General features: G+C 67.6%; 21 protein-coding genes. 7 read left to right on the top strand and 14 right to left on the bottom strand.

Going from position 1 to position 20,979, the window contains the following annotated elements; translation table 11 throughout:
* Positions 1 to 42 precede the first annotated feature (42 nt).
* From ACIQC9_RS12325 to ACIQC9_RS12285, 9 genes are all read right to left on the bottom strand, one after another.
* On the bottom strand, positions 43 to 588 hold the full coding sequence (locus ACIQC9_RS12325; protein WP_400616265.1) for a TIGR00645 family protein: 546 nt from the start codon (positions 586 to 588) through the stop codon (positions 43 to 45).
* A gap of 2 nt (positions 589 to 590) precedes the next feature.
* Positions 591 to 2,999, bottom strand: coding sequence for a phenylalanine--tRNA ligase subunit beta (gene pheT, locus ACIQC9_RS12320; RefSeq protein WP_400616263.1), 2,409 nt, complete (start codon positions 2,997 to 2,999; stop codon positions 591 to 593).
* A complete protein-coding gene (locus tag ACIQC9_RS12315) occupies positions 2,996 to 3,394 on the bottom strand; it encodes a hypothetical protein (protein WP_400616260.1) in 399 nt (132 codons plus the stop codon). The genes pheT and ACIQC9_RS12315 overlap by 4 nt, the downstream gene beginning before the upstream one ends.
* A gap of 1 nt (position 3,395) precedes the next feature.
* Positions 3,396 to 4,472, bottom strand: coding sequence for a phenylalanine--tRNA ligase subunit alpha (gene pheS, locus ACIQC9_RS12310; RefSeq protein WP_400616258.1), 1,077 nt, complete (start codon positions 4,470 to 4,472; stop codon positions 3,396 to 3,398).
* Between the two features lie 53 nt (positions 4,473 to 4,525).
* Positions 4,526 to 5,491 (bottom strand): polysaccharide deacetylase family protein, encoded by a 966-nt coding sequence (locus ACIQC9_RS12305; RefSeq protein WP_400616256.1) that lies wholly within the window; start codon positions 5,489 to 5,491, stop codon positions 4,526 to 4,528.
* A 28-nt stretch (positions 5,492 to 5,519) separates the two neighbouring features.
* Entirely contained in the window at positions 5,520 to 7,505 is a 1,986-nt protein-coding gene (locus ACIQC9_RS12300; protein WP_400616254.1) for an alpha/beta hydrolase family protein, read from the bottom strand.
* Positions 7,506 to 7,650: 145 nt separating this feature from the next.
* Entirely contained in the window at positions 7,651 to 8,004 is a 354-nt protein-coding gene (rplT, locus tag ACIQC9_RS12295; RefSeq protein WP_400616252.1) for a 50S ribosomal protein L20, read from the bottom strand.
* Positions 8,005 to 8,116: 112 nt separating this feature from the next.
* Positions 8,117 to 8,314, bottom strand: a complete 198-nt coding sequence (gene rpmI / locus ACIQC9_RS12290; protein WP_003166435.1) for a 50S ribosomal protein L35 — start codon at positions 8,312 to 8,314, stop codon at positions 8,117 to 8,119.
* A 160-nt stretch (positions 8,315 to 8,474) separates the two neighbouring features.
* Positions 8,475 to 10,403 carry an alpha/beta hydrolase family protein gene (locus tag ACIQC9_RS12285; protein ID WP_400616250.1) on the bottom strand — a complete coding sequence of 643 codons (1,929 nt, stop codon included), beginning with the start codon at positions 10,401 to 10,403 and terminating at the stop codon, positions 8,475 to 8,477.
* 157 nt (positions 10,404 to 10,560) lie between these two features.
* Between ACIQC9_RS12285 and ACIQC9_RS12280 the strand changes: the two genes are divergently transcribed.
* Positions 10,561 to 11,541 carry a retroviral-like aspartic protease family protein gene (locus ACIQC9_RS12280; protein WP_400616248.1) on the top strand — a complete coding sequence of 327 codons (981 nt, stop codon included), beginning with the start codon at positions 10,561 to 10,563 and terminating at the stop codon, positions 11,539 to 11,541.
* Positions 11,542 to 11,544: 3 nt separating this feature from the next.
* Here ACIQC9_RS12280 and lpdA read toward each other — a convergent pair whose 3' ends face one another.
* Positions 11,545 to 12,954: a dihydrolipoyl dehydrogenase gene (gene lpdA, locus ACIQC9_RS12275; protein WP_400616246.1), complete on the bottom strand. Its 1,410-nt coding sequence runs from the start codon at positions 12,952 to 12,954 to the stop codon at positions 11,545 to 11,547.
* Between the two features lie 100 nt (positions 12,955 to 13,054).
* Positions 13,055 to 13,753 (bottom strand): MarC family protein, encoded by a 699-nt coding sequence (locus ACIQC9_RS12270; RefSeq protein ID WP_400616244.1) that lies wholly within the window; start codon positions 13,751 to 13,753, stop codon positions 13,055 to 13,057.
* 91 nt (positions 13,754 to 13,844) lie between these two features.
* Between ACIQC9_RS12270 and pyrF the strand changes: the two genes are divergently transcribed.
* Positions 13,845 to 14,555 carry an orotidine-5'-phosphate decarboxylase gene (gene pyrF, locus ACIQC9_RS12265; protein WP_400616242.1) on the top strand — a complete coding sequence of 237 codons (711 nt, stop codon included), beginning with the start codon at positions 13,845 to 13,847 and terminating at the stop codon, positions 14,553 to 14,555.
* A gap of 67 nt (positions 14,556 to 14,622) precedes the next feature.
* On the opposite strand, the gene ACIQC9_RS12260 is transcribed toward pyrF, so the two are convergent.
* A complete protein-coding gene (locus ACIQC9_RS12260; protein WP_400616239.1) occupies positions 14,623 to 15,738 on the bottom strand; it encodes a hypothetical protein in 1,116 nt (371 codons plus the stop codon).
* A gap of 147 nt (positions 15,739 to 15,885) precedes the next feature.
* Entirely contained in the window at positions 15,886 to 16,116 is a 231-nt protein-coding gene (locus tag ACIQC9_RS12255; protein ID WP_400616236.1) for a DUF1674 domain-containing protein, read from the bottom strand.
* Positions 16,117 to 16,186: 70 nt separating this feature from the next.
* Between ACIQC9_RS12255 and htpX the strand changes: the two genes are divergently transcribed.
* Positions 16,187 to 17,143 (top strand): zinc metalloprotease HtpX, encoded by a 957-nt coding sequence (htpX, locus tag ACIQC9_RS12250; RefSeq protein ID WP_400616234.1) that lies wholly within the window; start codon positions 16,187 to 16,189, stop codon positions 17,141 to 17,143.
* A gap of 92 nt (positions 17,144 to 17,235) precedes the next feature.
* Positions 17,236 to 18,471 carry an argininosuccinate synthase gene (locus tag ACIQC9_RS12245; RefSeq protein WP_400616232.1) on the top strand — a complete coding sequence of 412 codons (1,236 nt, stop codon included), beginning with the start codon at positions 17,236 to 17,238 and terminating at the stop codon, positions 18,469 to 18,471.
* 28 nt (positions 18,472 to 18,499) lie between these two features.
* Here ACIQC9_RS12245 and ACIQC9_RS12240 read toward each other — a convergent pair whose 3' ends face one another.
* Positions 18,500 to 18,868 carry a hypothetical protein gene (locus ACIQC9_RS12240; protein ID WP_400616230.1) on the bottom strand — a complete coding sequence of 123 codons (369 nt, stop codon included), beginning with the start codon at positions 18,866 to 18,868 and terminating at the stop codon, positions 18,500 to 18,502.
* 249 nt (positions 18,869 to 19,117) lie between these two features.
* Between ACIQC9_RS12240 and ACIQC9_RS12235 the strand changes: the two genes are divergently transcribed.
* The 3 genes from ACIQC9_RS12235 (at position 19,118) to ACIQC9_RS12225 (ending at position 20,945) form a co-directional block, all read left to right on the top strand.
* A complete protein-coding gene (locus ACIQC9_RS12235) occupies positions 19,118 to 19,573 on the top strand; it encodes a hypothetical protein (protein ID WP_400616228.1) in 456 nt (151 codons plus the stop codon).
* A gap of 77 nt (positions 19,574 to 19,650) precedes the next feature.
* Positions 19,651 to 20,274: a hypothetical protein gene (locus ACIQC9_RS12230; RefSeq protein ID WP_400616226.1), complete on the top strand. Its 624-nt coding sequence runs from the start codon at positions 19,651 to 19,653 to the stop codon at positions 20,272 to 20,274.
* Positions 20,275 to 20,315: 41 nt separating this feature from the next.
* On the top strand, positions 20,316 to 20,945 hold the full coding sequence (locus tag ACIQC9_RS12225) for a LysE family translocator (RefSeq protein ID WP_400616223.1): 630 nt from the start codon (positions 20,316 to 20,318) through the stop codon (positions 20,943 to 20,945).
* The last annotated feature ends 34 nt before the right edge of the window (positions 20,946 to 20,979 follow it).

Raw genomic sequence — 20,979 nt, 5'->3', positions numbered from 1 at the left:
CTTGCGGCGGCAAGGTTAACGAGAGATTGAGGTCTGACGGCCTCAGTGCTTGTCCGTCTTGGCCGTCAGCCAGTCCATCAGCGCCAGCAGGACGCCGGACGCGACGAAGGTCAGGTGGATGATCACGCCCCACATGGCCTCGACCTGATTGAGCTCGTAGCCGACCTTGCCGATGTTCATGAAGGTCTTGAGCAGCTGGATGCCGGAGATGGCGACGATCGAGGCGATCAGCTTCATCTTCAGGCCGGAGAAGTCGACGGTGCCCATCCACGGGGGCCGGTCGGTCTCGCCATCCAGATCCAGCTTGGAGACGAAGTTCTCATAGCCGGAGAACATGACGATCAGCAGCAGATTGCCCGCCAGCGACAGGTCCACCAGCGTCAGCACCGCGAGGATGGCGTCGTTGGAGGTCAGGCCGCCGGTCGAGAAGTTCAGGGCCTTGGGCACATAGTAGATCAGCTCCTTGGCGAAGACCGCCAGCAGCATGAACAGCGCCAGCACGAGGCCCGCGTAGAAGGGCGCCATCAGCCAGCGCGACATGAACAGGCCGCGCTCGAACGCGGTCTCCAGCCTCGGCTTCACGCCCATGATCAGCTCCTCAGGGTCGCGCCGAGTTTGCCGGCTGCGGCCACGACCTTGCCGGTCAGGGCCTCGATATCGGCGTCGGTCAGGGTGGACTCGCGGGGCTGGATCTCGACCTCCAGCGCGATCGACTTCATGCCGTCCGGCACGCCGGCGCCGCGATAGACGTCGAACACCCGCACGCCGGAGATCAGGGCCTTGTCGGCCCCGGCGACGGCGCGGGTCAGGTCGCCCACGGCTTTCGCTTCCTCGACCACAAAGGCGAAGTCGCGGGTCAGCGGCATGAGCGCGGGCAGGTCGGCGGCGGGCCGGGCCTTGGAGCCCTTGCCGCGCGGCTCCGGCACGGAGTCCAGCACGATCTCGAACGCCAGCATCGGCGCGTCGGCCCCGAGCGCCTTGAGCACGCGCGGATGCAGCGCTCCGAACTCGGCAATGACGGTCCTGGGGCCCAGCTGCAGTCGGGCCGACCGGGCGGGATGCCACCAGTCCCGGTTCTGGCCTTGAACCAGCTGAAGCGAGGCGACGGGCGCGCCCAGCTGTTCAAGCAGGGCCAGCATATCGCCTTTCAACGACATCAGCGGATGGGTCTCGACGCCGGTCCAGGAGCGCGCGGGGCGGGGCGCGATCAGGCCGGAGACGACCGTGCGCTGACCGTCGGGCTGATCCGTCAGATAGATCGGTCCGATCTCGAACAGGGCGGCGTCGGCGTGGCCGCGGGCGGCGTTGCGGGCCGCGGCCTGGATCAGGTTGGGCAGGACCGAGGGCCGCATGCAGTCCAGATCAGCCGCGATCGGATTCTCGACCAGCAGGGTCCCGTCGCCGCCGCCGAACAGGGCCGCCGTAGACTGTTTGGTGAAGGACCAGGTGACCGCCTCGGCATAGCCCATGGCGGCCAGCGCCCGGCGGGCCAGCCGCACGCGCGATTGACGAGGGTTCAGCACGCCGCGCGACGGCGCGCCGAGGCCGGGCAGCGGGGTGGACGGCAGGGCGTCGAAGCCCTCGATGCGCGCGACTTCCTCGACCAGATCGGCGGGCCCATCGACGTCGCGGCGCCACGACGGCGGCGTCACCGTCCATGGCGATCCCCGCACGACCTCGAAGCCCAGCGCGATCAGGATGTCGGCGATGCGGTCGTCGCTCAGGGTCAGGCCGGTCAGGGATGCGACGCGGGCCGGATCGAAGGCGAAGGCCGCCGGGTTCGCCGGGGCCTGACCCGACACGGTGACGTGCGAGGGCTCGCCGCCGCACAGGTCAAGGATCAGTTTCGTCGCCAGCTCCAGCCCCGGAACCACCGACGCCGGATCGACGCCGCGCGCGAACCGGTACTGGGCGTCCGACGAGATGGTCAGGGTCCGTCCGGTCTGGGCGGTGACGATGGGGTCAAACCAGGCGCTCTCGACGAAGACGTCGACGGTCTCGTCCGAACAGCCGGTGGACTCGCCGCCCATCACGCCGCCGAGACCGATAGGGCGTTCGCCGGCGGCGTCCGACACCACCGACATGGAGGCGTCCAGCGCATAGGTCTTGCCGTCCAGAGCGATCAGATGCTCCGGCTCGCCGCTGTCGGTCGCGTGCTGGCCGGGGCGGACCACGATCTCGCCGCCGACCAGTTTGGCCAGATCATAGACGTGCAGCGGCCGAGCGCGGTCGTAGGAAATCAGGTTGGTCACATCGACCAGCCGGTTGATCGAGCGCAGGCCGATGGCCGTCAGGCGGCGCTGCAGCCACTCGGGCGAAGGGCCGTTCTTCACGCCCCGGATCACGCGGCCCGCAAAGATAGGGCACTGTTCGGGGGCGACGAGACGCACCGAGACAGGGCAGTCGAAGGCGCCGGGGACGGGCTGGATGGCGGGGGTGGTTAGACGCCCCAGTCCGGCGGCGGCAAGATCGCGCGCGATGCCGGAGACGCCCAGCCAGTCAGGGCGGTTCGGGGTGACCTCAAAGTCGATGACCGGCTCCGCGCCGAAGACGCCGGCGGCGGGCGCCCCGACCTGCAGGTCGTCGGCCAGTTCGAGAATGCCGTCGCTCTCGTCCGCCAGTTCAAGCTCGGAGGCCGAGCAGAGCATGCCGTTCGACACCACGCCGCGCACCGGCTTCTCGACCAAGGTCACGCCGAGGCCGGGCACCCAGGCGCCGATGGGGGCGTAGATGGTGGTCAGACCCGCACGCGCGTTGGGGGCGCCGCAGACGATCTCCTTCATGCCGTCGACGGTCTCGACCTGACAGACCTGAAGCCGGTCGGCGTTCGGATGACGTTCGGCCGAGACAATGCGGGCGACGGTGAAGGGCGCCAGCGACGCGATCGGATCATGGACGTCCTCGACCTCCAGCCCGGCCATGGTCATGGCGTCCGCGACGGCGGAGACGTCGGCGTCGGTGTCGAGGTGTTCCTTCAGCCAGGAGAGGGTGAACTTCACGTAGTCGCTCCGCCGGTCGGGAGCTTCATCAGCTGGTCGAGGATTTCAGGGGCCCCGGTGAAGCCGAGGCCAAAGAACTCGCAGCCGATGAAGGTGCAGTCGCGCATCGGAATGGCGCCGATAACCTTGGAGCCCGCGGGCCGCAGGATCATGTTGGCCATGTCGCCCCGGCTGTCGCCGAAGTTGGTGTCCTCGAAGGTGGTGCCGCTGGCGACCAGCATGATTCCGGGGCCCTGCACGCGGCAGCCGCGGAAGGTCCGGCCCTCGACGACGCCGGGGCCGCGCTGGGCGGCGGCGAGATACAGCTCGGCCAGCGACAGGTCGACGTTCTCGAACACCGTGGCGTTCAGATCCTGGGCCGGGGTCACCGGGCGATTGATCGGCAGCGTGCTCATGTCAGGACAGTCCGGCGGCGGAATTGGGCGCCGCAAAGGGTGAGAAGCCGTAGTGCGCCAGCCAGCGCGTATCGGCGTCGAACATCGGGCGAAGGTCGGGGATGCCGTACTTCAGCATGGCGAGGCGATCGACGCCCATGCCGAACGCGAAGCCCTGATAGACGTCGGGATCGACGCCGCAGGCGCGCAGCACATTCGGATGCACCATTCCGCAGCCGAGGATCTCCATCCAGCTGTCGCCGGTATTCAGCTTCAGCTCGCCGCCCGAGCGGTCGCAGCGGATGTCCATCTCGGCGGACGGCTCGGTGAACGGGAAGTGGTGCGGGCGGAAGCGGGCGTCGACGTCGTCCACCTCGAAGAAGCGGGCGACGAAGGTCTGCAGCGTCCACTTCAGGTGGCCCATGTGGATGTCGCGGTCGATCACCAGACCCTCGACCTGATGGAACATCGGGGTGTGGGTGGCGTCGGAGTCCTTACGGAAGGTGCGGCCGGGGGCGATGATCCGGATGGGCGGCGTCTGGCTCATCATGGTGCGGACCTGCACCGGCGAGGTGTGGGTGCGCAGCACCTTCCGCTCGCCCGTTTCCGGGTCGGGCCTGAGGAAGAAGGTGTCGTGCATCTCCCGCGCGGGATGCTTGGGCGGGAAGTTCAGGGCGGTGAAGTTGTGGAAGTCGTCCTCGATATCCGGACCTTCGGCGACGGCGAAGCCCATGTCGGCGAAGATGGCGATCATCTCGTCCATCACCTGCATCGTCGGGTGGACCGAACCCCTGCGGCGCGGCTCGGGCGGCAGGCTGAGGTCGAGGTGTTCGGCTTTGAGGCGGGCGTCGAGTTCGGCGCTTTCCAGCTCGGCCTTGCGGGCGGCGAGAGCGGACTGGACGCGGTCGCGCAGGCCGTTGATCAGGGGGCCCTGCTCACGCCGCTCATCCGGGCTCATGGCGCCCATACCCTTGAGCAGGCCGGAGATCGAGCCGGACTTGCCCAGCGCCGCGACGCGCAGGTCCTCGACCGCTTGGGCGGTCTCCGCCGAGCCGATGGCGTTGATCAGATCGAGTTCGAGTTGGGCGAGGTCTGTCATCACGGGCTGCATCTAGCGGCCCGTGCGCCGTTCGTCATCCCCGGCGTAGCCTGTCAGTCCGTGGCGGGAACCGAAGTTCGGCCCTCATAGATATCACGGATCCACTGCGGCGGCTCCGGCTCCCAGCGGATCGGGCGGCCGTCGGTGAAGGTCCAGCGGTGCAGCCAGCTGACGCCGGCGGCGCGCACATAGCTATCCGCATGCTGGTAGATCGGGTCGCGAAGGGCCTCGTCCAGCGGGATGAAGCGATAGCCGCGCGCCAGATAGAGGGCGTGAATCTGCGGATACCAGTCCTGATTCAGGCTGTTGGCGTGAAGCAGCAGCACCTGCGCCGGCTCGCGCCCGCCCGTCACCTCGGCGCTGTAGGGCTCCCAGTGATCCAGCACGGCGGTCATGTGGGCCACATAGGCCTCGCCGATCCGGCGCTTCAGGGCCTCGTCGCCCGCCGCCTCGGCCTTGCGATAGACGCCGGCGAACATCCAGTCGTTGTTGTCGATGGTGACGGGGGCGATCGTATAGCCCCGCTCGGCCAGCCCGGCCGCGATAGCCGCCTTCTTCTCCGGCGTCTCACCCGCGAACAGATAGGGGTGGCGGAAGTACGTCAGTGACCTGCCCCGCCCCGCCAGCAGGGGCCGGCTGATCTCCGCGCCCCGGTCAACATCGGCGAGATAGGTCTCGACGGTGTTCTGGTGGATATTGATGTGGGTGAAGGTGTGATTGCCAAGGTCCAGCCCGGCGTCGAGCCAGACGTTCAGGATGGCCGGCAGCAGCGTCGGTCGTTGCGCCTCGCAGACCTTGCCCTCGTTGACGAAGACCGCCGCCATCGTGTCCAACGGCCGTAGCATGTCGACGAAGTTCTGCGTCAACCGCATCGCCGCGTCGGGGTCGCAGAGGACCTCGTCAGGGGCCTGATAGGGCAGGTCGTCGAAGGTGACGGCGACCTGACGGTTCTGCGCCAGCGCGGGAACGGCGCCCAGCAGCAGGACGGCGCAGGCGAGGGAGAGGACACGGCGCATCATGCCGGCAGCCTAGCCGCGCCAGGCCGCCTCAGTCGACGGGGTTGTGGACCTGAAGAAAACGAACGGTCTCGGTCAGCATGCGCTGGCGGGTCTCGGTGCGCGACAGCCAGTGATCCTCGCCGTCCAGCTCGATGAACTCGTGCGGCTTGTTCGCCCGGCGCAGGGCGGCGACCATGACCCGGCTCTGCTCGATCGGCACGACGGTGTCGTCGCGTCCATGCATCAGGAGGATCGGCGCGTCGACCTGATCCGCCAGCCGCGCCGGAGAACGATCATCCAGCGACCGGTCGCCCAGCCGCTCGGCACCCATGAAGCGGTTCCAGTAACGGACGGTGTCGTTATCGCGGCGCGCACCCTGCAAGGCTTCATGCTCGACCATGCGCCGCAGGTCCGAGACGCCCGCGACCGACACCGCACAGCGATAGACGCCGCGATCCAGCGTCGGTCCGGCGAGGGCGGCGTAACCGCCATAGCTGGCTCCCACGATGCAGACCCGCTCGGGATCGATCACGCCCTCCCCGGCGAGATGACGGACGCCGTCGGACAGGTCGGTCTGCATCTTGCGACCCCACTCGCCATAGCCCGCCTCGAGAAAGTCCCGGCCGTAGCCGGTCGAGCCGCGGAAATTGGCCTGCAGCACCGCATATCCGCGCGACGCCAGCGCCTGCGACCACCAGTCGAACTCCATCACGTCGCGGGCGGCGGGCCCGCCGTGGGCCAGCACGACGAGCGGCAGATCCTTCGCCTCGCGACCCGCCGGGACCGTGAGGTAGCCGTGAATCTCCAGCCCGTCGGCGGCCGCGTAGGAGATGGGCGTGATGGTGGCGACCTGATCGGGGGTGATCGCCTTGTAGGCGTCGCCCACGGGACGGATCGATCCGTCCTCGAGGTCAATCAGGTGGTAGGAGCCGGAATCCCTGACGCCGCTAGTGAAGACGACGGCGGTGCTCAGGTCGTCGCTCCAGGCGACCAGCCGGGGGGACTGGCCCGGAAAGGCCTGTTCGACGGCCGCCCAGAGGGTTCCCGACGCCTCCTCGAAGAAGACGTAGTGCGTGCCGTCTTCTTCCGTCCGGGAGGCCCCGATCATGCGGTGGGTCAAGGGATGGAACAGCAGGGCGCTGGGCCGGAACTCGAACCGGAGCGGACGCCAGGCGCCGGTCTCGAGATTTACGTCGAAGAAGCGGGCGTCCTCGCGGCCCTCGCGGCTCATGTCGGGCCTGTCCGCGGCGATGACCACGCTTTCGCCGTTCATGCCGAGGCCGAGCAAATAGGGGATGTCGATCGGGGCGTCGGTGCGCCAGGTCTCGCGAAACGTCTCGCCCTGACGCAGGTGCAGGCTCCACGACTTCGACCGCTGGTCATAGCGCCCGCGCGCCACCGAACGCCCGTTGGGATCCAGCACATAGTCATCGACATCGCGGCTCATGCGTTCCGACACCCGGGCGCGGCCGGTACGGGGATCGACACGATAGAGGTCCAGACCGCCGGGGTCCTCGAACGAATGCGCCCGGACCAGCACGTTGGAGGCGTCCCCCTCGATGATATGGGCCGGTCCCATGAGCACAGGGAACAGGTCGCGGTTGGGCGTCAGCATGCTGACGATCCGGGTCGTGGCCGGATCGTAGACCTGGCCGACGTAGAGCTCTTCCTTCTCGATGCCGAGGAAGGGCAGGGACTCTGTGGACGACGAGACGATCATCACCCGATCCTCGCCGATCCACCGCAGATCGCGGATCTTGGCCGCGCCCACGCCGACGTTGCCCAGCTTTGCATTGGTCGTCAGGTCCACCACAGCGAGAATGCGGGTTTCCCCCACGACGGTGATGAAGGCCATGCGCCGACCGGACGACGACAGCGCGATCATCTCGAGAGACGGCAGGGCGCCGTAGGCCGTCAGGGGCGGAGGCTCGACCGCGCGGGCGGCGCTTTCCTGCGGCAAGGCGAGAACGGGAGCCGCGAAAACCGTGGCGATGAGCAACGCGGCGGCGAGGCCGACCTTGACGACAGAACGCAATCCAGACCCCCGACCAGACTTCAGGGCGTCACCATCGCACGACCGCGCGCAATCTCAAGTCGTTTGAGGCCTGCGGCTTTTGAACAACGAAAAAGCCCCCCGGGCGTGGGCCGGAGGGCTTTTACAAACTTCGATGCCTGACGGCTTACGCCAGAGCGGCGCGGACCTTTTCGGCGATCGCCTTGAAGCCGGCCTCGTCGGCGGCCATGGCGGCGAGGACCTTGCGATCCAGCTCGATCCCGGCCTTGTCCAGACCGTGCATGAACTGCGAGTAGGTGAAGCCTTCGACGCGGGCGGCGGCGTTGATGCGCTGGATCCACAGGGCGCGGAAATTGCGCTTCTTGGTGCGGCGGTCGCGGTAGGCGTACTGGCCGGCGCGATCGACGGCGGCCTTGGCGGTGCGGATGGTGTTCTTGCGGCGGCCGTAGAAGCCCTTGGCCTGCTTCAGAACCTTCTTGTGTTTGGCGTGGGACGTTACGCCCCGGGTGACGCGAGCCATGTCGCTATCCTTCTTCTTTGTCCCCTATCGCCTCGCGCGCGGCGTTCGGCGGCTTGAGGGGACGCGATTCAAATTCGTATGCGGTGAAAGGTCAGTCCGTCTCGCGCGCCGATCAGGCGTACGGCATGTAGGATTTGATCTTCTTGGCGTCGGCGTCGGCCATGACCGAGGTGCCGCGGTTCTGGCGGATGTATTTGCTGTTGTGGCTGATCAAGCGGTGACGCTTGCCAGCTACGCCGGCCTTGACCTTGCCAGTCGCCGTGAATTTGAAGCGCTTCTTGGCGCCAGACTTCGTCTTCAGTTTGGGCATTTTCATCTCACTCTTTTGAGTGGGCTCCCGCCTGTCGGCTGCTTGAGCCCACGGATGGTTTCCCTGATTAAGAACCGCCCAGGCATGCCTGTTCGCCCGGCGGTTCGGTACGCGAAGGCGCGGCTTCTATTCGAAGCGGCGTTCAAAGGCAAGCGTGGTCTCAATTTGGCGGGTTGTGAAGTTCAAGGAATTTCAGACTCTCGACCAACATCTGTCGCCGCGTCGCCGCGAAGGTCAGATAATGGTCCTCCCCGTTGAGAGCGATCAGCTCCACGGGCTTGCCGGCCCGTCGCAGCGCGGTCGCCATGATCTCGCTCTGCTCGAACGGAACGACCGTGTCGTCCCGCCCGTGAATCAGAAGGATGGGCCCCTGCACGCGATCGGCGAGACGCGAGGGTGAAAGCTCGGCGAGAAGCGGCGCCTGGTCGTCGTCGACGCCCATGAATCGCTGCCAGTAGCGCATGGCGGGGTTGTAGCGGGCCTGACCGCCGCTCTGCCGCTCTCTCATCAGCTTCACAGGCAGGTCCGACACGCCGGCGACGGAGACCGCGCAACGATAGACGCCTGAATCGAGCGTCATTCCGGCGAGGGCGGCGTAACCGCCATAGCTGGCACCGACAATGCAGACCCGGGCGGGATCGATGACGCCGGCCGAGGCGAGGTGGCGCACCGCGTCCGACAGGTCGGTCTGCATCTTGCGGCCGTATTCGCCGTAACCGGCTTCCAGAAGCTCATGTCCAAAGCCGTCGGATCCGCGGAACTGCGGCTGGAAAACAGCATAGCCTCTGGAAGCCATGGCCTGCGCCCACCAGTCGAAGCCCGCCGAGTCACGGGAGGCGGGCCCGCCGTGCGGCATCAGGATGAGCGGCAGGTTGGTCGAACCGGTCGAGGGACGGGTCAGATAGCCGAACAGCTCCATCCCGTCGGCGGCGCGATACCGCACCACGCTGACCTGTCCGACATCGGACGGCTGAAGCGACGGATAGGCCCGACCGACCAGACTGACACTGCGCCGCGCGTCGTCGAAAACATAGGCGGCGCCCGGATCGCCGGCGCCCTCGGAGTGGAAGACCAGGACCTTGTTGTCGTCGCTGCTGTCGGACAGAGTCAGCTGTCGGCCGGGAAGGCCGGTTTCGAGGGTCTGCCAGTTGGCCTGCAGCGCCGGGTCGAAAAGACGGTAAGATCGGGTCAGGCCCTGCAGCCCGACCCCGATCATCAATCCCTCGCTGTCGCGGACGATGGTTTCGGCCGCCGCCGCATCCTCGAGCACGGTTTCGGCGCCGTCGGACAGGGCGACCTCGAACACCACCGGCCCCTCGTCGCGGTCCTCCTGAACGAGAATAGTGTCCCGGGTACGCCCGAATCCGAGCATCGCAGGCGGGTCGAGGAGGCTCCGGCGGGACAGCAGTTCGCGCCAGTTCGCTCCGTTGGCGGCCAGCAGCCGCCAGAGCCCCGTCCGGTCGTCGTAGGTCGAGCGCGCCACGACCTCGCCCGTGCGCGAGACGACATAGCCGCGCGTGTCTTCGGCGCCCGTCTGGTGCAGCCGGCCGCGGCCGTCATCGAGGTTCACGCGGTAGACGTCGTAAGTCCAGGCGCTGTTCTCCACCGTGTAGGTGCGAAGGAACATCACCGGTTCGCCTCGCCACGTCCCTATCGTCGGAGGCCCGAAGTTGGCTGTCAGGATCGCCTTGTCGGCGCTTCGCAGCGCGCGCGCCACCCGACGGGTCCGGACGTTGACGATGTCCAGTTGCTGATAGAGCTGGGCCTTGGTCGTGTAGGGAAGCTTGTCGTTGACCGTGCTGGAAATCACGACGTGGTCCGGCGACGCCCAGAATACGCCGCGCGCGACGCGGTCGCTGACGTCGATGGTGACGAGCGGCTCGCCCGTTCTTGCCTGGGCGATGACGGAAACGCCGTCGCTACCGCGCCGGAGATAGGCGAGAGAGGATCCGTCTGGTGAGACCGCGACGCTGTCGATCGCGGGCAGGGCCGCGTAGGCCTCGACAGGCGCGGTCTGGGCATGGCCCGACGCCGGGATCGCCGCCATGCAAAGGGCGATCAGTCCGATTGTGCTCGTGAACTTCCGCATCATTCCCCCGAAGTTGCGTGACAACCATAACGGTCACGCACGGGCGTTCAAGCTCCGGAGACGAGGTTCGTCGAACTCGGGGCCGCAGACTCGGCATGGACTCGCCAATCCGCCATCTCCGGGCCTAGGCTCCCTGTTCAACCGCGGGGAGGCGGGAGTGGATCGTCGGCCTTCGGCCCTGACCCGTCGCATCGCGACCGCCGGTCTTTTTGGGCTGGCGACGACAGGGCTGACCGGCGGCCAGGAGCCGGCGGCGCCTGGGCCGGAGACGGCGGTTCCCCTGCCGGAAGAGGCGCGGCTGGCGGCCAATCTGCTGACGCGGATGTCGCTGGACGTCGAACTGGACCGAAGGCGGGCGGGGGCGTTTGTGCTGGATACCGGAGCGGAGAGGACAGTCGTCTCGACGGAGCTGGCCACGTCTCTGGGACTGCCCGCAGGGCCCCGGGTCATGGTGCATGGCCTGACTGCCGCCCGGATCGCGCCCACGGTGCGGATCGGTCGGGCGATGATCGCCGGTCGAACGTTCACCGGCCTCACCGCCCCGGTCTTTCCGCGCGCCGATATCGCCGCCGACGGCCTGATCGGGCTCGATGTGCTCAGCCAGTTCCGCATCGAGGTGGAGATGGATCGCAGACGGATCAGCATGAGCGTGGCGGCCGCCAGTACGCCGTTCGCTTCGTCAGGATCCGCGGGGACGCGACTGACCAACCAGATGATCGGGGCCCGGCGCGACGTATCGGGTCAGCTGATCCTGACCTCCGCACGAGCCAACGGAACGCCTGTCGAAGCCTTCGTGGATTCCGGCGCCCAGTATTCGATCGGCAATCTGGCGCTGCGGACGCTGCTGGGCGGGCAGTGGGAGCGGCTGGACCAGACCGTCATCAAGGGCGTCACCGGCGAGATTCCGGTGGTCGCGCGCGGGCGGATAGCCGACCTGCGGCTGGGCCAGCATCGACTGGGCGGGGCCGAAGTGCTGTTCGCGGATCTTCACGCCTTCTCGACGCTGGGCCTTGCCGATCGCCCCGCCCTGCTGCTGGGCGCGGACATCCTCTATCGCTTCCGGAAGATCACCCTCGATTTCGGGCGGGGCCAGATGCAGTTCAGCGGCCTGCGCCGGGCCGCGCCCGGAGCAGGCTGACGATCAGGCCTGCATCGTCCAGTTGTCGACGCCCATGGCTGCCTGTTTGACGGCTTCCGACCGGGTCGGGTGCGGGTGGCAGATGCGGGCGATGTCCTCGGCCGCGCCGCCGAAGGCCATGGCCACGCAGGCCTCGCCGATCATCTCGCCGGCCTGCGGGCCGAGGATGTGCACGCCGAGGATTTTGTCGGTGGTCGCGTCCGCCAGCACCTTCACGAAGCCATCGGTCTCGTGATTGATCTTGGCTCGGCTGTTGGCGGTGAAGGGGAATTTGCCGGCCTTGTAGGCGACGCCGGCCTCCTTCAGCTGGTCCTCGGTCTTGCCGACCCAGGCCACTTCCGGGGCGGTGTAGACGACGCTGGGCACCAGATCGTAGTCGACGTGGCCCGCCTTGCCGGCGATCAGCTCGATGGCCGCGACGGCGTCTTCCTCGGCCTTGTGAGCCAGCATCGGGCCGTGAGTCACGTCGCCGATGACCCAGACGCCGCCGGTCCCGGCCTTGAAATGGTCGTTGGCGATGAAGCCGCGCTTGTCCGGGGTGACGCCCACGTTCTCGAGGCCAAGGCCGTCGGTGTAGGGGCGTCGGCCGATGGCGACCAGAACGACATCGCCCTTCAGGGTTTCGGCGGTCCCGCCGGCGGCCGGTTCGACGGTCAGTTCGACGCCGTCCTTGCCGGTCTTCGCGGCGGTGACCTTGGCGCCCAGCTTGAACGTCATGCCCTGTTTGGTCAGGGCGCGCTGGAAGGCGGTCGCGACATCCTTGTCCATGCCGGGCGTGATGCGGTCGAGGAATTCGACCACGGTCACCTCGGCGCCCAGACGCCGCCAGACCGAGCCGAGCTCGAGGCCGATGATGCCGGCGCCGACCACGATCAGCTTCTTCGGCACGGCGGGAAGCGAGAGGGCGCCGGTCGAGTCGACGACCTTGCCTTCGACGAAGTCCACGCCGGGCAGCGGGGTGGGCTCCGAGCCGGTGGCGATGACGATATTCTTCGCGGCGAGCGTGGATTTCGACCCGTCGGTGGCGGTCACCTCGACGGCGCCGGGGCCGGTGATGCGGCCCTTGCCCTTGATCCATTCGACCTTGTTCTTCTTGAACAGGAATTCGATGCCCTTGGTCAGGGCGCCAACGCTGTCGGCCTTCTGGGCCATCATCTGGCCGAGGTTCAGCTTCGGCGCGCCGACGTCGATGCCCAGCGTCGGAAACTCCTTCATTACGGCCTCATAGAGCTCCGACGCGTGTAGCAGGGCCTTGGACGGCATGCAGCCGACGTTCAGGCAGGTGCCGCCCAGCGTCTCGCGCATCTCGATGCACGCAGCCTTCAGGCCCAGCTGGCCGGCGCGGATCGCCGCGTTATAGCCGCCGGGCCCGCCGCCGATGATCACGACGTCATAGGATGCGGCTTCGGCCATGGCGGGTCTCTCTGAACGGGGCGCGGGGAGGCGCAGGGGTCTGGGCGATCCGGTCAACCGCCGCGCTTCATATAGGTCGGTCGGACGCGACGGGAAACCGTCAATGACCGCCGGTCGGATAGGGGGTGGTGACGCCCGAGCTGATCATGCCCGGAATGGCCTCGGACAGACCCAGCAGGATGAATTGGATGGCCAGGGCGCAGAGGATCAGGCCCAGCACCCGCACGATGATCGACATGCCCACGTCGCCCAGCACCCGGCTGATCGGGCCTGTCGCCGCGAAACAGAAGAAGGTGGCGATACAGGCCGCGCCGATGGCGATCATGCCTGCGACCTGTCCGACGTAGCCGATCTTGGACGCCTCGCCGGCCTGGATGATGATGGTGGAGATGGCGCCGGGCCCGATCATCAGCGGAATGGCGAAGGGCACGACCAGCCGCTGGAAGCGACGCCGGGCGTAGCCGCGCACGTCGGTGACGTCATGGGCGCTGTCGGAATCGGTGAAGGACTTCAGGAAGTCCTCCCGCGTCATGTCGAGACCCAGCAGCAGCAGGAGGATGCCGCCCGCGATCCGGAAGGCCGCCAGCGAGATGCCGAAGAACTGCAGCAGAGCCAAGCCGGTGAAGAAGAAAAAGGCGAGGAAGGCGGCCGCGAACAGGCAGATCAGGGCGGCCACCGACAGCCTCTGCCGGGTGCTGGCTCCGGCGGTGGCCGCGGCGAAGATCGGCACATTGCCGATCGGGTCCACCAGTGCGAACAGGGCCACGAACAGGTTGACGCCCAGATCGACCGCGTCCATCAGATGTCCTCGCCCCAAATCAGCTTGAGCGGCCATCAAGGCTGACGCCCGCGCGCGCGTCCAGCCCCGAATGCCAAAACAGGAGCGAGCCATGACCCGGACCAGCGACCCCCGACTGATCGTCGGCCTCGACCTGCCCTCGCTGGAGGCGGCGCGGGACATGGTGGAGCGGCTGGGCGAGACGGTCAGCTTCTACAAGATCGGCCTGACCTTGCTGGCTCGGCCGGGCGGCGTCGCCTTCGCCCATGCGCTGCGCGCCGAGGGCAAGCAGGTGTTTCAGGACTGGAAGTTGCACGACATCGGCGCCCAGGTCGAAGGCGCGGCCCGCGCCGTGGCCGAGGGCGGCTGCGACCTGCTGACGGTCCATGCCGAGCCGCAGGTGATGACGGGCGCGGTCAAGGGCCGGGATGCGGCCGGGTCGGAGACGAAGCTGCTGGCGGTGACGGTGCTGACCAGCCTGTCGGATCAGGACCTCACCGATCTGGGCTATGGCTACACCGCCGCCGATCTGGTCGAGCGGCGGGTGCGGCAGGCGCTCGACTGCGGCGTCGACGGCGTGGTCTCCAGCCCGCTGGAGGCCGCACGGGTCCGCGAGATTGTCTCACAGGCGGGACGGCCCGATTTCCTGATTGTCACGCCGGGCGTTCGCCCTGTGGGCGCGGACAGGGGCGACCAGCAGCGGGTGGCGACGCCGGTCGACGCGCTGAAGGCCGGGGCCAGCCATCTGGTCGTGGCCCGACCGGTAGTGGGCGCGCCTGATCCGCGTCAGGCCGCGGCGGACATCGTGGCGTCGATCGCCTGAAGCGAGACGAACGAACGGCCGGACCGCACAAGGCGATCCGGCCGCAAGCTCCCCCCGATCTTGTGGATCAGCCGCGCTCGCCGGGTTCCTGACGATAGTCATGGGCCGGCGGGGGCGCCGGACGCTCGTGACGCACCACCGGAGGCGGGGGCGGCGGAGGCGGCGGCGGCAGGTCTGGCTGCGCGTAGTACTGGTCCGGCGTCATCGGCGCCTCGTATTCCGGGGCCGGAACATAGACCGGCTCCTGCTGGATCCGGACTTCCGGCTGGCGGATGCGCACCTCCTGCTGACGGATGATGCGCGGCTCGCTCATGTGGACGCGCGGTTCGGCCAGATGAACGACCGGCGCAGGCACGTGAACGTCCGGAGCGGCGACGTGGACGTCGGCCGGTTCGACATAGACGTCCGACGGTTCGACGTAGACTTGCGAGGGCTCCACATAGACCTGCGACGGCGCGACGTAGACGGGCGGCGCCTGTACGCGAACGGGCGGGCCCTGAACATGGACCGGCGGCGCCTGCACATAGACGGGCGGGGCCTGGACGTAGACCGGCTCCGGCGCATAGCCGCAGCGGCGCTCCTGACGGCAGCCCCCGCGATACTCGTAGTCGCTCTCGCGGTAGGAACTGCGCTCTTCGTAGCGCTCCTCGCAATACCCGTAGCCGCTCTGCTCGTAGCGGTATTCCTGACGGCCGCAGCCATAGGACGGGCGCTGGCGATAGTTGCGGCCGAAGCCGGTGACGGCATAGCCGTAGGGGCCGGTGTTGCAGGTCGGACCACGGTAGGGCTCTTCCACATAGACCGGGCCGCCGCCGTATCCGCCGCCGCCATCGGCGTATCCGCCGCTGCCGACATAGCTGACGCCGCCGCCACCGCCGCCGCGATAGCTGGAGGTGTCGTACAGACGGGCGTTCAGTGAGGATCGGGCGTCCGCATAGGCGCCGCCGTAGGCCCGGGCGTTCGCATAGGACGACGAATGGCTGACCGCCGAGACGTTGTTGACGTTCACGTTGACGTTGCTGTTCCAGCCGCCGCCGGGAGGGGGACGGTGTCCGCCGCCGCAGGACCCGCAGCCGCCACCCGGACGACCGCCGTGGCCTCCGGTCGGTCCGCCTGCGAGCGCGGGCGTGACGACGACGAGGGTGAGAAGGGTCGCCCCGAGGGCGAGAGAGAACGAACGCATGGGTATGGCTCCGTATGTCGGAGCGGTTTTACGCGTAGCGCGGGTAGGTCGATCCCGGTTTCAGCCCGTGGGGGTGGGATCGCCGACGCTTTCCCCTGAGAGGCGGCAATTTAACTTTGCCTGTTCACGAACAGGCGAATCCGGGGTTCAGAAATCGACTGCGAGGCCCTTCTTCTCCCAGTCGCCGTAGCGGGTGGGCTCGGGTCCGGTCGGGCCGCCGTGCTCGGTCGCAGGCGTTTGTGTCTCCATCGCCCTGCGTCGTTCGGCGGCTTCGAGGAGAGCCTGACGCGCGGTCTCGCTGATCACGCGCTCGGGCGTGGCGTGCGGCGTGTCGGGGTTCGGGTGCGGCGTTTCGCCGGGGGTGGGATCATCGGTCACAGCGCCCGTCTCTTGAGGCGCCGCGTTCGACTCCACAAGTTGCAGCGCTCCACAAACGTTCGCGTAACCGATGAACCATCTGAAGACCTTCACCCTGCTGGCCGCCCTGACCGCCCTGTTCGGCGGGCTGGGCTACATGCTGGGCGGACCGACCGGCATGCTGATCGCGCTGGTCATCGCCGGCGGGATGAACCTGTTCAGCTACTGGAACGCCGACAAGATCGTGCTGCGCATGTATCGGGCCCAGCCGGTGGACGAGAACCATCCGAACGCCGTGGTCCGCACCTATGTGGCCGACATCGTCCAGATGGCGCGCGATGCGAGCATGCCGCGCCCGGCCATCGCCATCATCCCCAACGACCAGCCCAACGCCTTCGCCACGGGCCGGAACCCTCAGAACGCCGCCGTCTGCGCCACCACCGGCCTGCTGGACATGCTGACCCGTGAGGAGATCAGGGGCGTGATGGCGCACGAGCTGGCGCATGTGAGAAACCGCGACACCCTGACCATGACGGTCACCGCTACCATCGCGGGCGCCATCGCGGCGCTGGCCAACTTCGCCCTGTTCTTTGGCGGCGGTGACGATCGCGAGCGGCCGGGCGGCATCATCGGCACGCTGGCGCTGATGATCCTCGCGCCCATGGCCGCCGGTCTGGTGCAGATGGCCATCAGCCGCGCCCGCGAATACGAGGCCGACCGCGTGGGCGCCGAGATCGCGGGCGATCCGCAGGCGCTGGCGTCGGCCCTGCAGAAGATCGAGGCCTACTCGAAGCGGATCGTGAACATGACCGCCGAGCGCAATCCCGCCTCCGGGCAGCTGTTCATCATCAATCCACTGGCGGGGCGCGGCGCGGACAACCTGTTCTCGACCCATCCGGCCACCGGCAACCGCGTGCGCGCGCTGATGGATCTGGGCGCAAAGATGGGCTTCCGAACGCCGCCGCCGGTGTCTCCGGTCGCGTCCCCGGGGCCCGTCTCGACCAGCGTGCCGACCACGCCCTCGCGACCCGCAGGCCCCTGGGGCTGATCCCGCCCCAATCCGGCCCTTGCATCGCGGGGCGTCTGGTCCTTTAAGCGCGCGCAACAACGCCTCCCCCTGCGTTCGCCGAGGATCCAGCCATGTCGTCGTCCGTCCCCGCCCCGAAGAAAGTCGTCCTCGCCTACTCCGGCGGGCTGGACACCTCCATCATCCTCAAGTGGCTGCAGACCGAGTATAACGCCGAGGTCGTGACCTTCACGGCCGATCTGGGTCAGGGCGAGGAGCTGGGGCCGGCGCGCGAGAAGGCGCTGAAGCTGGGCATCAAGCCCGAGAACATCTTCATCGACGACCTGCGCGAGGAGTTCGTGCGCGACTTCGTCTTTCCGATGTTCCGCGCCAACACCGTCTATGAGGGCCAGTATCTGCTGGGCACATCGATCGCCCGCCCGCTGATCGCCAAACGCCAGATCGAGATCGCGAAAATGGTCGGCGCCGACGCCGTCTGTCACGGCGCGACCGGCAAGGGCAACGATCAGGTCCGCTTCGAGCTGGGCTATTATGCGCTGGACCCGGACATCCACGTGATCGCCCCGTGGCGCGAGTGGGAGTTCCGCAGCCGCGAGGCCCTGCTGGACTTCGCCGAGAAGCACCAGATCCCGATCTCGAAGGACAAGCGCGGCGAGGCTCCGTTCTCGGTCGACGCCAACCTTCTGCACTCCTCGTCAGAGGGCAAGGTGCTGGAGGACCCGGCGGTCGAGGCCCCCGAGTTCGTGCACCAGCGCACCATCTCGCCGGAAGATGCGCCGGACCAACCGACCGTCATCACCATCGGCTTCGAGAAGGGCGACGCTGTTTCGATCAACGGCGAGGCGATGAGCCCGGCGACGATCCTGACCGCGCTGAACCAGTATGGCCACGACAACGGCGTCGGCCGTCTCGACCTCGTCGAGAACCGCTTCGTCGGCATGAAGTCGCGCGGCGTCTACGAGACGCCCGGCGGGACCATCCTGCTGGCCGCCCACCGCGGCATCGAGTCGATCACGCTGGATCGGGGCGCCATGCACCTGAAGGACGAGCTGGCGATCAAATACGCGCACATGATCTACAACGGCTTCTGGTTCTCGCCCGAGCGCGAGATGCTGCAGGCCGCGATCGATCATTCGCAGGCGAAGGTGTCAGGCGTGGTTCGGGTCAAGCTCTACAAGGGCAATGTCTCGATCATCGGCCGCGAGAGCTCGCACAGTCTGTACGATCAGGACCTCGTCACCTTCGAGGAAGGCGTTCAGGCCTACGATCATCACGACGCGGAGGGCTTCATCAAGCTGAACGCCCTGCGCCTGCGGGTTCTGGGCAAGCGGAACGCGCGGGAAGGCTGAGCCCTCCCGCACTCACAGCCGCAAGAGCTCAGTTGCGGCGTTCGCCGTTATCCTCACCCGGCGGATTCTGCTGGCGGGCGCGAAACTGCGCCGCCGTCATGCGCAGGCGCACCGTGTCGCCCTCGACATAGGCTTCGCGTCCCCGGATGCGGCGCTCCATGAAGACGCCGACGTCGCTGGTGAAGAAGGAGTCTTCTGCGCCGTAGTCAGGGCGGTTGTAGATATGGGCCGTTTTCGCGACGGTGACGCCGTCGGAAGAAATAACCGCCATGCCGGTCCGCAATCCGCGAATTCCGCCCGGCGTGTCAGCAGCCGCCGGCGCAGCGGGTCGTGGGGCTTGTTGCGCGAGAGCCGGTGTCGCCAGCAGGGCGAGGGCGGCCAGAACCAGAACTTTCATGTGAAGTCTCCTGAACGACTGTCGACAGGAAAATCGACGACGTCAGCCTGGCGTCTTTCAGTGCGCGGCGGCCCGGGTTCTGAGACGAAATCAGCCCGTCCTGCGACGAAGCAAATGTCATCAGCGGGGACCCGAGCGGGGCGGCCCGAAATAGCGACACGTAAGGCCAAGCTACGGAATATCCTCGCTCACCTAACAAAAGTGGGCCAAACAGGGGGCGGCCACACCAACCTCCCCCGGAGTTCCCTTATGTCCCTTCGCCTTGTCCTCGCCGCTGCGGCGACCCTGACGCTCGCCTCGCCCGTATTCGCTCAGGACGCGACCCCCGCACCCGCCGCCCAGACCCCTGAAGCCGACGCAAACGCCGACGCCGAAGCCGCGTTTGAAGCGGTTGCTGAAGAGTTCCAGACTAAGATGGATGCGATGCAGTCCGAGATGTCGGCCGCCGCCGCCGCCGCCGGCGCGGACACCGCCAAACGCGACGCCGATCTGGACGCCATCCAGGCTAAATACCAGCCGGACGCCGACGCCTTCGCCGCCCAGCTGGACGCCTTCCTGACCAGCCAGATGTCGGCGATGCCGGAAGAGCAGCGCGCCCAGATGACCCAGATGGGGCCGATGATCATGGCCAAGGTGAAGGGCGCTCCGGCCGAGGTCCGCGCCAAGGTGATCGCGGCGCCCGCCGCCCCGGCCGCAGCCCAGTAAGCTCGCCTTACCGCGATTTCACTTGAGGCGGAGCGGCGTTCGGCGGACCTTGCGCGGGCTTTCCAAGGATCCCCGCCATGATCAAGGCCCTGTCCCTCGTCGCCGCTCTCGCGGTCCTTCCCGCCGCCCCCGCCTTCGCGCAGGACGGCGGACGGCCCACCGCGGCCTCCGTCTGCTCTGGTGAAGAGGCGTTCGAGGCGCCTGACGTCGATATCGACGACGAGGACCTTGAGGCCCTGCCGTCGGTGCAGCGTCTCGAGCAGGCGGCCGCGATCCTTGGCGAGAAGATGGAGAGCTTCGGCCCGCGCGCCGACGCCGTCTGCGATGACGAGGCCCTGACCGCCGAACAGCGTGAACAGCGAATTGCCTCGCTGTGGAGCGAGTACCAGCCACACCTCGACGCCTTCACCGCCGAGGCCGCGACGCTCGGCGCCCAGATCGCGGTCGAGGTTCTGGCCCAGATCGACATCGGCTCCATCGTCGCCGAGGCGATGACCGAGGTGAATGAGTCCGGCGCGATGGCCAACGCGATGCAGGGCGCGGCGGGCATCGCCCAGAACAGCGCCTGGACCTCCAACGATCCCGAGCATATGGCCACCATGGGTCTGGTCGCCCAGTACGCGGCCGGCGAGGCGATCGACGCCATCGACGAGGCCCGCGCCGAACAGGGCAAGCTCGCGGCCCCGAAAAGCGGCGACTGATCCCGCTTGACCTGAGCGCCCGGCGCGGCTGACAGGGCGTCATGGCCCTGCCTGTCGATCCGCATCTGTATCTGACCTTTCTTGGGGTCATGGCCGTCATGGCCGTGACGCCCGGGCCGGCGAACCTGTTTTCGGTCGCCAACGGCGTCGAACGCGGCAAGGCGGGGGCGCTGCTGGGCGTCGTCGGAATGAACGCCGCGACCCTGGTGTGGTTCGGCGCGGCGGCGTTGGGTCTGGGCGCGCTGGTCGTCGCCTTTCCGCAGGTGTTCCGGCTGATCTCGCTGGTCGGGGCGCTCTATGTCGCATGGCTGGGATATCAGGCGTGGCGCGGGGCTTTCCGCACTGCAGCTGATCCGCACGCACCGACCATTCGCTTAGGACGCAGCGCCATCGTCGACGGCTTCATGGTCCAGATCGCCAATCCCAAGGCCATCCTGTTCTTCACCGCCGTGCTGCCGCCGTTTCTGGATGTGAACCGGCCCGCCGCGCCACAGCTGGCCCTGTTCGCGGTCGCCACCATCGGCATGGACGTGATTTCGATGTCCGCCTACGGTCTGGGTGGGGCGGCGCTGGCCCGGCGGATGAGCCAGCCGCGCTTTCGACGTGGCTTCGCTGTTCTGACCGGCATCCTGTTGCTGGCCGCCGCCGTACTTATTATCTCCAGAATATAAGGGCTTGTTCGAAACCGGAACCGGACCGTTCATG

It is taken from the genome of Brevundimonas sp. NPDC092305, assembly GCF_044755415.1.
Classification (GTDB): domain Bacteria; phylum Pseudomonadota; class Alphaproteobacteria; order Caulobacterales; family Caulobacteraceae; genus Brevundimonas.
This window is presented reverse-complemented; position numbering and strand designations above follow the sequence as displayed.

Bases quoted from the DNA above. Each gene is read 5' to 3' on its own strand.
- ACIQC9_RS12325 (WP_400616265.1), bottom strand. From the start codon at position 588: ATGGGCGTGAAGCCGAGGCTGGAGACCGCGTTCGAGCGCGGCCTGTTC.
- ACIQC9_RS12315 (WP_400616260.1), bottom strand. From the start codon at position 3,394: ATGAGCACGCTGCCGATCAATCGCCCGGTGACCCCGGCCCAGGATCTG.
- pheS (WP_400616258.1), bottom strand. From the start codon at position 4,472: ATGACAGACCTCGCCCAACTCGAACTCGATCTGATCAACGCCATCGGC.
- ACIQC9_RS12305 (WP_400616256.1), bottom strand. From the start codon at position 5,491: ATGATGCGCCGTGTCCTCTCCCTCGCCTGCGCCGTCCTGCTGCTGGGC.
- rplT (WP_400616252.1), bottom strand. From the start codon at position 8,004: ATGGCTCGCGTCACCCGGGGCGTAACGTCCCACGCCAAACACAAGAAG.
- rpmI (WP_003166435.1), bottom strand. From the start codon at position 8,314: ATGCCCAAACTGAAGACGAAGTCTGGCGCCAAGAAGCGCTTCAAATTC.
- ACIQC9_RS12285 (WP_400616250.1), bottom strand. From the start codon at position 10,403: ATGCGGAAGTTCACGAGCACAATCGGACTGATCGCCCTTTGCATGGCG.
- lpdA (WP_400616246.1), bottom strand. From the start codon at position 12,954: ATGGCCGAAGCCGCATCCTATGACGTCGTGATCATCGGCGGCGGGCCC.
- ACIQC9_RS12270 (WP_400616244.1), bottom strand. From the start codon at position 13,753: ATGGACGCGGTCGATCTGGGCGTCAACCTGTTCGTGGCCCTGTTCGCA.
- pyrF (WP_400616242.1), top strand. From the start codon at position 13,845: ATGACCCGGACCAGCGACCCCCGACTGATCGTCGGCCTCGACCTGCCC.
- ACIQC9_RS12260 (WP_400616239.1), bottom strand. From the start codon at position 15,738: ATGCGTTCGTTCTCTCTCGCCCTCGGGGCGACCCTTCTCACCCTCGTC.
- htpX (WP_400616234.1), top strand. From the start codon at position 16,187: ATGAACCATCTGAAGACCTTCACCCTGCTGGCCGCCCTGACCGCCCTG.
- ACIQC9_RS12245 (WP_400616232.1), top strand. From the start codon at position 17,236: ATGTCGTCGTCCGTCCCCGCCCCGAAGAAAGTCGTCCTCGCCTACTCC.
- ACIQC9_RS12240 (WP_400616230.1), bottom strand. From the start codon at position 18,868: ATGAAAGTTCTGGTTCTGGCCGCCCTCGCCCTGCTGGCGACACCGGCT.
- ACIQC9_RS12235 (WP_400616228.1), top strand. From the start codon at position 19,118: ATGTCCCTTCGCCTTGTCCTCGCCGCTGCGGCGACCCTGACGCTCGCC.
- ACIQC9_RS12230 (WP_400616226.1), top strand. From the start codon at position 19,651: ATGATCAAGGCCCTGTCCCTCGTCGCCGCTCTCGCGGTCCTTCCCGCC.
- ACIQC9_RS12225 (WP_400616223.1), top strand. From the start codon at position 20,316: ATGGCCCTGCCTGTCGATCCGCATCTGTATCTGACCTTTCTTGGGGTC.